The organism is Clostridium sp. AN503, assembly GCF_040719375.1.
In the GTDB taxonomy this organism is placed as follows: domain Bacteria; phylum Bacillota; class Clostridia; order Lachnospirales; family Lachnospiraceae; genus Brotaphodocola.
This window is the reverse complement of record NZ_JBFDTP010000002.1, coordinates 1,059,281-1,072,310: the sequence shown is the minus strand read 5'-3', so window position 1 is coordinate 1,072,310 and position 13,030 is coordinate 1,059,281. Positions and strand designations below refer to the sequence as shown.

General features: G+C 55.9%; 6 protein-coding genes. 2 read left to right on the top strand and 4 right to left on the bottom strand.

Annotated features, from left to right (window positions below; translation table 11 throughout):
* Window positions 1-177: 177 nt before the first annotated feature.
* Entirely contained in the window at window positions 178-2,634 is a 2,457-nt protein-coding gene (locus AB1I67_RS12125) for a LuxR C-terminal-related transcriptional regulator (protein ID WP_367030137.1), read from the top strand.
* A gap of 287 nt (window positions 2,635-2,921) precedes the next feature.
* Window positions 2,922-8,111 (top strand): S-layer homology domain-containing protein, encoded by a 5,190-nt coding sequence (locus AB1I67_RS12120; RefSeq protein ID WP_367030136.1) that lies wholly within the window; start codon window positions 2,922-2,924, stop codon window positions 8,109-8,111.
* 260 nt (window positions 8,112-8,371) lie between these two features.
* On the opposite strand, the gene AB1I67_RS12115 is transcribed toward AB1I67_RS12120, so the two are convergent.
* From AB1I67_RS12115 to AB1I67_RS12100, 4 genes are read right to left on the bottom strand one after another with little or no spacing between them, the layout of a single operon-like run.
* Window positions 8,372-10,138, bottom strand: coding sequence for a glycoside hydrolase family 2 TIM barrel-domain containing protein (locus AB1I67_RS12115; protein ID WP_367030135.1), 1,767 nt, complete (start codon window positions 10,136-10,138; stop codon window positions 8,372-8,374).
* 12 nt (window positions 10,139-10,150) lie between these two features.
* Window positions 10,151-11,272 carry a hypothetical protein gene (locus tag AB1I67_RS12110; RefSeq protein ID WP_367030134.1) on the bottom strand — a complete coding sequence of 374 codons (1,122 nt, stop codon included), beginning with the start codon at window positions 11,270-11,272 and terminating at the stop codon, window positions 10,151-10,153.
* A 12-nt stretch (window positions 11,273-11,284) separates the two neighbouring features.
* Window positions 11,285-12,139, bottom strand: coding sequence for a carbohydrate ABC transporter permease (locus AB1I67_RS12105; RefSeq protein WP_367030133.1), 855 nt, complete (start codon window positions 12,137-12,139; stop codon window positions 11,285-11,287).
* On the bottom strand, window positions 12,129-13,013 hold the full coding sequence (locus AB1I67_RS12100; protein WP_367030132.1) for a sugar ABC transporter permease: 885 nt from the start codon (window positions 13,011-13,013) through the stop codon (window positions 12,129-12,131). Before AB1I67_RS12100 ends, AB1I67_RS12105 begins: the two co-directional genes overlap by 11 nt.
* Window positions 13,014-13,030: the final 17 nt, after the last annotated feature.

Sequence of the window (13,030 nt, the reverse complement as noted above, 5' to 3'; positions counted from 1 at the left end):
ACGAGAGCAGGGAACTGACGCGCAGCGAGTGCGTCCTTGGATTTTCACAAGATTCACTGTCGTATTTGGGGGAAGCGTAGTATAATAAAACACAGGGAACGCAATAAGCTGGCAAGGCTACAACAAAACAGGAATTATGTTGCAGTAGCTTTGCGGCACAGGAAGGAATATGCGATTATGCCACGAACCAGACAACTGAAACAGGATATCAGATATTACCCAAAGGCGCTGATGGAACGGCTGGAGAATATCAAGTCTTTCCCCATGACGCTTCTGGAGGCGGATTCCGGCTTCGGGAAATCAACCGCGCTCCAGCATTTTTTCGATACCCGCAACCCGGAAGCATATCCGCTTCACCAGCATGAGTTCCACTCCGAGACCCCGGCGGAGGCATGGAAGATTTTCTGCGGCCTGATTGCCGCCTTTGACAAGGAAAGCGCGGAAAAGCTTACCGTCATCGGAATGCCGGACGAGGATACCTTGCCGGAGATCGCCCGGACGATACAGGGTATTTCCTGCGACCGTGAAACCTTTCTGCTTCTGGACAACTTTCAGCTGTGGGAGCTGTACCGTCCATGCGAATTCTTGACATACCTGTCCGGCCACGGCGGGAAAAAGCTGCATATCGTTGTGGCGACCCACCCCTATGCCAAGGAGGATCGGGGCGGCCTGATGCGGAGCGGCCTCCTGTATCTTTTACAGGAGGAGGCGTTTGCCTTTTCCCATGAGGATACGGACGCCTATTACCGGGGGGCCGGGCTTCCCCTCACGGGCGTCCAGCTTGAAGAAGTCATGCACTTAACAGGCGGATGGGTCATGGCCCTGTATATCCAGATGGACGCCTTTGTCAGAACGGGGAAATTTGAACAGGGCGGTATGACGGCCCTCATGCAGAAAACATTCTGGGGTGGTCTGTCCGAGGAGGAAAAAAACTTTCTGCTGGAAGTGTCCATCTTCCCGACGTTCACACTTTCCCAGGCACAGGCTTTCTCCGGCTTAACGATGGAGGGGACGGAAAACCGTCTGCGGGAGAAGCGTTTCTTTATCCGTTATGACCGGGATCATTCCTGCTACACCATGCACACCCAGCTCCAAAAAATGCTGGAGGAAAAATTCGCCCACCTGCCCGAAGAACGGCAGAGGGAAATCTACTTAAAGGGCGGCGGCCTGGCCGAAAAAACGGGCGACCGGATGAATACCCTGCGCTTCTATTACCGCGCGGGGGCATGGGAACGGCTGTACGCCATGCCGCTCACCAGCTATGACATTGCGGACACCATCGACGAGACCACCACGCCGATGATCCTGGATATCATGGAACACACCACCCATGAGATGAAAGTCCGCTACCCAAAATCGCTGGTGCCGCTGGCCTTTACCCTCTTTTTCCTTGGGCAGAACGAGGAACTGCTCCGCCAGAAGGACGAGATTGAAAGCGTCATTGAAGAATGCTCCGTTTCGGAGGAAGAAAAGGACGCCATGCGGGGCGAGCTGGAGCTGCTGCTGTCCTTTCTGGAGTATAACCGCATCGACGCCATGAGCGAGCGCCACCGCAGGGCGCTTAAGCTGCTGGGCGGCCCGGCCACACTCATCAACAGCAAAAGCACATGGACGTTCGGCTCCCCCTCGGTGCTGTATATGTACTGGCGGGAGAGCGGAAAGCTGAATGAAGAACTGGAGCAGATGGACGAGTGTATGCCGTATTACTACCGGCTGTCCAGAGGACACGGCACCGGAGCGGAGCTGATCATGCGCGCAGAGGCTCATCTGCACCGGGGCGAGACGGACGATGCAGAAATCCTCTGCCACCGGGCCATCTTTACCGCCGACAGCAAGCGCCAGAACAGCATAGCCCAATGCGGGGTATTCACGCTGGCAAGGCTCGCCCTGCTGCATGGGGACAGGGAGCTTTTGAAGGACAGCCTTACCACCCTGCGCGACCGTTCCTACCGCAATACAGAGGACTTGTGCCGCTATACCTATGATCTGGCAAACGGCTATCTCTCCCTGCTGCTGGGCAATCCGGAGGCGGTCGCACCGTGGCTGGCGGAGGGCAGGATCGACGAGCGGCGGCTGGTCATCATGTCCCAGCCTTTCGCCCACATCATCTATGGGCGGGTACTGCTGGAAAAAAAGGAATACAAAAAGCTGCTGGGCATGGGTGGCTATGTGATGGGGATTTCCTCCATCTTCCCCAATCTCCTGCCACAACTCTATATGAAGATATACATGGCCCAGGCATTAGACGCCGGAGGAAAACGCGGGGAGGCGGCGCAGCTTTTGACCGAAGCGCTTGAAATGGCGCTGCCGGATCGGATATACCTGCCCTTTGCGGAAAATTATGAGGGTATCAAAGACGCCCTTGCCTCCGGGATCAGGGAGCGAGCGGGTATGGAGAATATCCGTCAGCTTGCAGATCGGCTGAGCAGGTCTCTGACGCTTCTGAAGGAAAAGAAAATCGAACTTACGGCGCGGGAAAGGGAGATTCTTGAACTGGCGAAGCAGGGACTTGAAAACAAAGATATAGCTGAAAGGCTTGGCATTAAGATTTCAACCGTGAACAATAATTTTTCGCGTCTATATCAAAAAGCGGAGGTGTCCAACAGAACCCAGCTTTTGCTCCTGAATTTATAAAAAAGTTTGAAAGCGTGAGTTTTGTCTACATACAAATTTTATTCCGCACCTTACAATGAAACTGTAAGGTGCGGATTTTTTGTGGCTTACAGAGCAACGGATCAGCCGATACCAGAGATCAGGCGGGTGACGCCGCTGAAGGATGCGTGGGAATACACTGTCGTACCGGAGGTGGAGCAGGATCAGTTCTGACGATACCTGCATTTATCGTAGCAATATGTGGAACTTACGCAATGGAGATTGATTGGGAGAAAAAAGACAAAACGAATCACGAGGAGGGTTCTGAGATGAAAAGAAAATGGAAACGAACGCTATCCATCGTTCTCTCCGTCGCCATGCTGTTCAGCATGACGGGGATGAATACGGTGTTTGCGCTGGAAGGCGGCCCGGCCGTCGGCGCGTCCGGCCTGTGTGAGCATCACAAGGAGCATACCGCCGACTGCGGCTACACCGAGGGGACGCCGGGAACGCCCTGCACCCATGAGCACACGGACGAGTGCTATCGGGAAGCGACCGACTGCACCCACACCCATACGGATGAGTGCTACGGGGACGAGATTCCCACCGCCACCGACAGCGGCGCGGTGGAGCCGGTAAACTGCGCCCACATCTGCGATGAAGAAAGCGGGTGCGTTGCAGAAGAACTGGATTGTCAGCACGAGCACGACGGGGACTGCGGCTACACCGAGGGGACACCGGGAACACCCTGCGCCTTTGTGTGCGGGGAATGCGCGAATGATAAGGTGAATGGCGGTGAAGCCGACAGAGATGATTGCCTGGACCACAGCGGACAGCCCGGCCCGACCCCCACGTCCTGCACTCGTACCGATGGCTGTACGCTTGAGGACGGACACGAGGGTGACTGCGACGGTGCGGTGACTGCAAGCCCGCTCGCCGCCCCGGCGGCCTCTGACACCTACGCCGTCACGCTGAATATCTACATGGACAACGTGGCGGAGACGGGGTCCTACTCCAACATCTTCACCCTCAAGCTCAAGGACAATAAGGCTACGACTGTCCAGATGACCGACACGGGCGCGACCAGAACCGCCAGCGTCCCCAATGGCATCTGGGAGGTGCATATGGCTGGCGGCGGCTACACCGGCGTGGACATCACCGTAAACGGCGGGGCGGTCACCGGGCGGTTCGACCAATATTCCCTCAGCCCCAGCATCAGCTATACGGGTACGGTCAACAGTGCCACGTTGAGTGCGACCGTTACCGGCCCGGGCGGTGAGTCCGGTGAAATTTCTGCCGCTTCGAACACAGTCTTCTTCAGGGGCGACAAGGTGGTGTTCACCGCCACCGGCGAGGGGGCGGACAGCTACACCTACGAATGGAGCGGTACACACGGCGACAGCCCCATCACCGGCACCGGCCAGACCCTTACCATCGACGCGGTGGAAGGGAAAATTGAACTTGCCGTTACCCTCACAGGCGGCGCGAGCACTACCGTCACCACCGCCGAGGCGCTCAAAACGGCACTGGAAGCCGACACCCCCGCTACCATCAGCGTGACGGAAAACATCGCGGGGCTGGGCGGTAGCTACACCGTGGGCGCGGATCATACGCTGGAGATAGCCGACGGCAAAACCGTCTCCACCGGAAATAATACGCTCACCATTCCCGTGGGCAAAACCCTGACCCTGACCGGAACCGGCACGCTGGAGATAAGCGCAACGGACACTTCCAAAATCACAATTTTTGTGCTGGGAACACTCAAGCTATCCAGTGGCAGCAGGCTTGTTGTCGCCAACAGCGGGCAATCCTCCATCGGCGTTTCTCTGAGCACCCCCCTCAGCGACGCCTCTGGTATACTGGAAAGCGACGGCGGCATCATCACCATCAGCAACAGCGGAGAGACGAGCTCAGGCATTAGTGGTCTTATCGATAGAAACAGCGCCACCCTAACACTCACCGGCGGAAGCCTGATGGTGGAAAACACGGCGGGCTACGGAATCGACAGCGTTAAAAATGTGACGATTGCAGGCGGCTGCATCCTGACCCTGGCGAATGAGGGCACAAACATCAGCGGAATACAGCTGGACGAAGTATCGGTCACGGAAAGCACTGTGAACATCATCAACACGGTGGGCAACGGCCTGAGGATCGAGGAGCTGACCATGGATGGCTGCACCGTGACAGTCGCCAACTCGGGCGGCAATGGCATTGACATGCTCCCACGCTGGGAGGGAGGGGCATTTAACCTGAAGGACAGCACCCTCACGCTGAAAAACACCGGCGGCACGGGGCTGAACATCGGCAGTCACAAAAAGCTGATTATCGATAACGCGACCGTCACCATGGAGGCCACCGCACCCAGCGGCGGCAGGGCGCTTTGGGTGAGCGCCATCGACGCTTCGGTGGTTGGCATGGACAGCGAAACACTGACTCTCGTGGAAGGGGTAATCCTGAATCTGGGCGGCACAGAAATATTCAGCGACCGGGGCAGCGTCTATCACGGTCGGGACGACGTCACCGTGACGGCGGAGAACGGCCCCGCCACCAACAAAACGCTCACAGCAGGGGATTACATCTGGGACGGCACGTACTTCACCAAAAAAAGCGACGCCACATGGAACGGCGACGGCGGATTGATTAATATTGCCGACGGCGATACCGTTGCCATAACAAACACCGCTACCGGTACCCTCGCCATTCCCGCAGGCGCGACGGTTACGATAGTCGGTACCGTTACAGACGCGAAACCGGTATCGTTAAATCTTGGCGCAGGGGCAAAGGTAATTTGGGCGGCAAGCTATACCGGCAGCTGTGACAATGGCCCGTTGGTTCGAACTAGCGGTTCCATAACCAGCACAATCGAAATCACCGGCGCGATTATCAATACAGGCACTACTAATGCTGCTGCGATTTCAGTCTCCGGCGACGCCGTCGTCACGGGCGGTACTGTCAGCGGGCAATTATATGGTGTTTATGCAGAAAATGTCACCATCAATACCAGAAGTACGATCACAAGCACAAGTGACGCGGCTATTCAAGCTACCAATGATGTCATCATCAACGGCGGCACGATCACCGGCGGCAGCGAAAACGGCAATGCTGCGATGGTCGTGTATAACGGCAGTATAACGCTTGCCGGCGGCATGATAATTGCCAATCCCGGCGCAAGGGCTGTTTCCAGCGGCACCATTGTCGTCACAGGCAATGTTGCCATACACGGCACTGTGGGCGGCACCGATAGCTGGCCAGCCACCATAACCGTAAACGCGGGCGGCACCCTTACCGTTCCCCAAAGCGGCACCCTTATCGTCAACAATACCGGGACAATCACCAACAACGGCGTGATTGTGAACGACGGTACGATCGTCAACAACGGCACGATCACCAACCATTCGGGCAGCACCTATACGGGAGCAACCCCGACGGGAACCGGTACCTTCACGCCGCCACCGTCCTCCGATACCTACGCCCTGACCGTCACAGACGGCACCGGCGGCGGCAGCTATGCCGAGGGCGCAACCGTCACCATCACGGCAAACGCGGCCACGGACGGCCAGCGCTTCAAGGAGTGGAGCATTTCCCCAGAGGTCACCTTTGCAGAGGGCACAAGCAAGGCCAGCCAAACCGCAAAATTCACCATGCCCGCACAAGCGGTGAACGCAACGGTTGCCTATGAGAGCATCCCGGCAGGCGCAACGGCGGTCACCGGAGTAACACTGAACAAGTCGAGCCTTTCTCTCTACAGCAACTCCACACCAAACACCGCTGCCCTCACTGCCACGGTTTCTCCGGCAGACGCCACCGACAAGACAATGACGTGGGCAAGCGGCAACACGGCTGTGGCAACCGTTGACCAGAACGGCAAGGTTACGGCAGTGGGCAACGGAACAGCTACCATCACAGTCACCACCACGGACGGCGGCTATACTGCCAGCTGCACCGTAAGCGTTTCTACCTATACCAGCAGCGGCGGTTCTGGCGGCGGTGGGGGCGGTTCGTCCTCCAGCCGCGGCACGACAACCGCTACCCCTACCGACCCCGGCAAGCCGGATACGGCCACCAACGCGGAAACCAAGGTGACGCCTACTGTGGATGCAAACGGCAGCGCCACCGTCACCGTGCCTGAAAAGTCCATCACCGATGCCATCAAAGCGGCGCAGGACGCGGCGAAAAAGGCGGGGACAGAGAAAAACGGCGTCTCCGTCACCATCGACGCCACCACGGGCAAGGGCGCAAGCGACATGACAGCGACCCTGACCGAACAATCGGTGGACGCCCTCATCAAAGCGGGCGTCATCCAGGTACAGATCAAGGGCGACGCTGTTAGTATCACCCTCGACCTTCCCGCACTGAAAGCGGCTCAGGCCACGGCAGGCGGCGCGATCACTGTTTCCGCAAAGCCGGTGGCGGCGAATACCCTGTCGGCGGCGGCACAGAACGCCATCGGAAACCGCCCGGTGTTCAGCTTCACGCTGCAAAGCGGCGGTAAGCCGGTCAGCAATTTCGGCGGCGGCTCGGCGGCTATCGCCATTCCCTACACACCGCAAAAGGGCGAGGACACCGGGAAGCTCTGTGTGGTCTATGTGGATGATAACGGCGGCGTAACCTATTTAACGGATTCCAGCTATGACCCGAACACCAAAGCCTTGATCGCCAGAACCGGGCATTTTTCGGTCTACGGCGTGGGCTACAAGGCAGATGCCCCTGCGTTCACCGACACCGCAGACCATTGGGCGAAGGACGACATCGACTTCGTGGCGGCGCGGGGTCTGCTCTCCGGCACCGGGAACAACCAGTTCAGCCCCAATACCGACATGACTCGTGGAATGTTCGTCACGGCGCTGGGGCGGCTGGCCGGTATCGACCCGGCTGGCTATAAAACCGGCAAGTTCACCGATGTAAAAGCAGAGGCCTACTATGCCCCCTATGTGAATTGGGCGGCGGAAAAGGGCATCGTCAGCGGCACCACGGCAACCACCTTCGCCCCGGACAACGCCGTGACCCGTCAGGAGATGGCGGTCATCATGGCAAACTACGCAAAGGTGCTGGGCTACACCGTTCCCAAGACCCGTGAGGCCGTGACCTTTGCGGATAACTCCAGCATCGCAAGCTGGGCGAAGGACGCGGCAAAGGCCATGCAGATGGCTGGTATCATAGGCGGCAAGGACGGAAACCGCTTCGACCCCACCGGCAACGCCACCCGCGCCGAGGTGGCCGCAGTCCTCCACCGTTATGTGGAGCTGGTCATCGATCCGGCCACAGCGCAGGGCTGGACGCAGAACGACGCGGGCCAGTGGCTGTATTACGAAAACGGCAAGCCTGTCACCGGCTGGAAGCAGGTGGACGGCAAGTGGTATTACCTCGATACGGCTGGCATCATGCAGTCCGGCGGCTGGAAGCAGATCGGCGGCAAATGGTACTATCTCTGCGCGGACGGCTCTATGGCGGTCAGTACAAAGATTGACGGTTATGAGGTTGGGCCGGACGGGGGACGAAAGGAATCCCAATCTGTATGAACCCCGGAACACCACCTGCACCTTTGCACACATCGCTGTACCCTATGATTCTGTCGAGCGGTAAGCAGTACGGAGAACCATCTTAGGATAGTAAATAACGGGGCGGGAGCTGGCTTAGCCACACTTCCGCCCTGTTTAAATTTTCATAGCAAAGACATGAGCGGTTATGAGGATATATGTGAGATTCTTCCGATATAGAGAAAGCCGGATCCCACATCGCGCCTCTCACCCGTGGAATCCGGCTTTTGCCCCTTATAACCCTACTTTCTGCTAAAATACTCTTTCACTGTCTCAAACGCCATTTTCTTATACTTTTTATCCGCCGCTGCCAGCCCTTTCTTATTAAACCCTCCCTGTTTCGGATTCAGCCGCACCGGGGAGCGGAAATCAAACAAGATCCAGGGAAAGATCCCTTCCACGTATCCATCAGACAGTTCAAACTGCTTCTGGTACATCTTGCTCTGATGATTTTCCGTAAACAGCTCTTCCTCGTCTCCGAACTGTCCGGCCACCGCATCCGCCCCTGTCTCCGAGATCACCAGGGGACGGTCCAGCTTTGACTGCTCCAGGATCTTTTTTAGCCCCAGGTAATCCCTGTAGTACCAGCCATAATATTCATTGATCGCCACCACGTCCACACAGGCGGCCAGCCGGTCCTGCACCTTCATGGAATCAATATTCACCAGACAGGCTGCCGTGGTAAGGCGGCTCGGATCAAGCTCCTTTGCCAGGCGGTTTAAAGAGCTCATGAATTCCAGACGCTCATCCGTGTCCGGATTCTCGTTGCCGATCCCCCACAGGATCACGCTGGCCCGGTTGCGGTCCCGCAGGATCAGTTCCCCAAGCTGGTTCGCCGCCGCCGTGTAAGTCGCCTTTTCCTGAAACATCAGCGCCCAGTATACCGGTATCTCCTCCCACAGCATGATCCCCAACTCATCCGCCAGCTGCGCCATCCGCTCACTGTGCGGATAATGGGACAGCCGCATCACATTGCAGCCCAACTCCTTCGCCGTGTGAAGAATCTGCAGCCGCTCCTCATCGTCCAGGGCCCGGCCATGTTCCAGACTCTCCTCGTGGCAGCAGACCCCTTTTAAGAAAATCCGCCTGCCATTGAGCAAAATATGTGTTCCTTCTGTGCTGACCTGTCGAAAACCGACCCGGTCCTCCACACGGTCTTCACCGGCGCTCACCGCGATCTCATACAGATACGGATCCTCACAGCTCCACAGCCTGGGTTTGGCGCATACCACTTCCTTCACCTTCCCGTGCCCGTCCAGGATAAACTCCTGTCCAATGCCCAGCTCCGGGATCTCCAGCCTGAGCCGTTCCCCGGCCTCAAAGCCGGACGTCTCTGCCTGCAGACAGATCTTGTCATACTGTCCGTCCGGAACCAGATACACAAACACGGATTTGATATACCGCAGCGGGGTCTCGACCAGTTCCACGCTCCGGAACACACCGCCGTAATTAAACCAGTCATAGTTGACCGAAGGGATCTGCTCCAGCTTTCTTGTATTGTCCGCCGTGATGATGATCCGGTTTTCTGCCTTAAGCTTCCCCGTCACCTCCACCATGTAGGGCGTAAATCCGCCCTCGTGCCTGGCAATCTGCTCCCCGTTAAGCCACACACTGCTCTCATAATTCGCAGCCCCGATCCGCAAAAACGTCCTGCCGGTCCCATTTCCATGATACTGGAACCTTCTGGTGTAAACGCCGGTTCCCTCATAATAGGTGTAGGCCTCCTTCTGCACATTGAAGCAGGACGGTACCGGCGTCTTCTCCCACTGGTCAAACTCGCAGTCCACAGGGATGTCCCTGCCCTCTTCGTCGTGATACCTCTCCTCAAAAAACTTCTTTCTGAGAAATGTATCATACACATCCAGGCTGAAATTCCACACCCCGTCCAGCCTTACCTTTTTTCTCCCGCCCGTATGGATCAGGCTCTCCGGCCCGGTAAGCGGAAGCAGGTATGGCCTTTTATAATCGATATTCAGTAAATGATCGTAATCCTCCAGCATTTTACCCATGGTCCCACTCCCCTATCTCAGATAATGTTTATTAAAATATCCAATCCCAATGGTATTCCGAAACGTCCAGCGGTCCTGCTCTTTTGGAAACAGCGCACAGTGGATCATCGCCAGCGTGGCGGAGCGGAACCAGGTTGCAAAACAGTTGCTAAGGCCCTGAGGCTCAAAATAGCCGCCTGCCCAGCCGTCCATCCTCCGTACCCCGTTGCTCTTCTCATCCGCAAATCCGCCGTCCTCATTCTGAAAGCTCACAAGCCATCCGGCAAACTCCGCCAGGCATTCCAGGATCTCCTCTTCCCGGTAATGATAAGGAAGCATATTTACCAGCACGTCGATCACATCCACATCCAGGCAGGCGGAGCGGACGCCGCCTTTTGCAAAGTCCAGGCAATAATCCACGATCTTTTCCACGTAGTGGATCTCCCTGTTAAAATAATAGTAGAGATGGTAGTTGTGCGCAGCCCCCGCCATGCCGGCCATCTGCGACGCCGGATGCGCCGGATGATTGGTCCCCCAGTATCCGGTCTCCGGGTCCTGGCGGGCATCATGCCAGTCCAGGAAAATATCTCCGAGTTCCTTCAGCCTGCCGCCATCCTGCCCTTCCAGCTCTCCGATCAGGAAGCTGCCCAGATTGACAATGTTGTTCCCTTCCAGCCAGGGGTCCTCCATGTTCCGCTCATTCAGCCACTGTTTTAAAACGTCCGGCTCCATATAGTTTTTCAGGAACCCAAGCGGATACCGGCAGGTTCCTCCCAGGCTCTTCACCGCTCCATATGTATAGTTCGTCACGTGAAAATCTATGTACTGCCAGGTGTAGTAAAGATCCCGGCCCTTCCATACCTGGTCATCCCGCATCTGCGGCATCCGGTAAAATCCATTTTCCATCTGGTAAGAATTAAAAAAGCCGATCAGCCCCTCCCGCTTGTCCGCCGCCAGATTCCCATAAGCCCCCATCAGGATCAGCGCATGGGTGGCATTATAGGTGGCCGGAAGGCACATATCCGGGAATGCCTTAGTATCATGAAAGGAACTGCATCGCTTCACTCCAAACCGTTCCTCCGGTAACTGGGCCGCGTGAAGCAGAAAATCCTGCGCCCGTTCCAATGTTTGTTCTATCATCTGTTTTGTATCCATCTTGTTCTCCTGTTAACCTTTTACACTACCAGCCGCGATCCCCTCCATGACCTTTCTCTGCGTCAGCAAAAAGATCAATACCACGGGAATCGTCACAACCGTTGACAATGCGGCAGTCTGAGACAGATCCACTCCCAGATCCGAATTCAGGTTCACCAGCATGGCGGCCAGCGTATACGTACTCATATCCTTAGACAGCATCAGCACCGGCAGCCACAATCCCCAGCTGGTCAAAAACGAGATCAGCACTGAAGTGGAGAATACCGGCTTCATCACCGGGCACATGACTTTGAAGAAGATCGCCGTTTCTGAAGCTCCGTCGATCGTAGCCGCTTCTACCAGGGAATAGGGGACCGAAGCGAAAAACTGCTTGAACAGGAAAAACGGAAGAGCCGCTCCCCACGCACCCGTAGCGGAAGCTAAAATGATCCCCCAGAAATTCCCGGTCCCATATAAAACCTTACTTTCCACAATGATCACATAAAGCGGTATGAGAAGGAGTACCGCCGGATACATCAAACTGATCAAAAATACCTTCTCAAAAAATCCAAACAGGGGCAGATCCCGTTTCCGGTACAGGGCGTAACCGCCCAGGGCCGTGGACAATACCACCAGCACCGTCGTCCCTACCGAAATGATCACACTGTTTACAAAATAATGCCAGATGGAATAACCGCCCAAAGAAGCGATCGCCCGGTATCCGTCCAGAGACCATTTTTTCGGCAGAAGCGCCAGGGGATTCTGGATGATCTCCGTATTCGATTTGAAGGAGCCGAACAGCATCCATACAAACGGATAGATCATGATAACGGTAATGCCGATCAGCAGCGCATATACCAGGACCGTAACCAGCTTCTTATCTCTCATTTTCGTCCCCTCCTAACTTCATTCCCACCAGTGTCAGTATGATGATCACCAGAAACAGTACCGTTGCGATCGCCGTAGCCGCTCCAAAATCCATTTTCTCATAGTTGGTGTACGCATAATAAGAAACAAAATTCGTCGCATAATTAGGGCCGCCAAAGGTTATGATCCTGGATACGGTGTACGTCTTCATAAACTGAATGACCGCATAGACACAGTTGAGCACAAACGCAGGCTTTAAAGTCGGAAGCGTGATATAGCGGTACCTCTGCCAGGAAGTTGCCCCATCAATATCTGCGGCCTCATACATGGTCGTATCGATCAGCTGATAGTTGGTCAGGAAAATGATCGTATACAGTCCCACGTGCTTCCACAGCTCGATAAAGATCAGCACACAGACCGCGATCCACCCGGTGGTCAGCCATCCCACCGGCTCAAGTCCCAGCAGGCCAAGCAGCTGGTTCAACGCTCCATTGGAGTTGAAAAACTGTTTCCACACGACGGCGCCCACCACATCCGGCGTGATAAACGGAATAAATACCGCCAGCTTGAACAAGAGCAGTCCGCGCTTGATCCCCTTATAGGAAAGAAGCTGTGCAAGCAGAAGCGCGCTCACCAGATTGAGCGTCACAGAACAGACCGTAAAGATCACCGTCACACGAAACGAATTCCAAAAATAGGGATCCCGGAATATCCTGATATAATTGTCTATTCCCACAAACTTCGGTGAGGTGAACACCGTATGGGAATCCACCAGCGACAGTACCATGCTCTTCAGCAGCGGATACAGTCCGAAGATCACCGACAAGACTCCGAAACCCCCGATAAACAGATACAGCGGCCAAAATTTTTTAATAAGACCCAGTCGATATCTCACAAATCTCCCTCATTTCA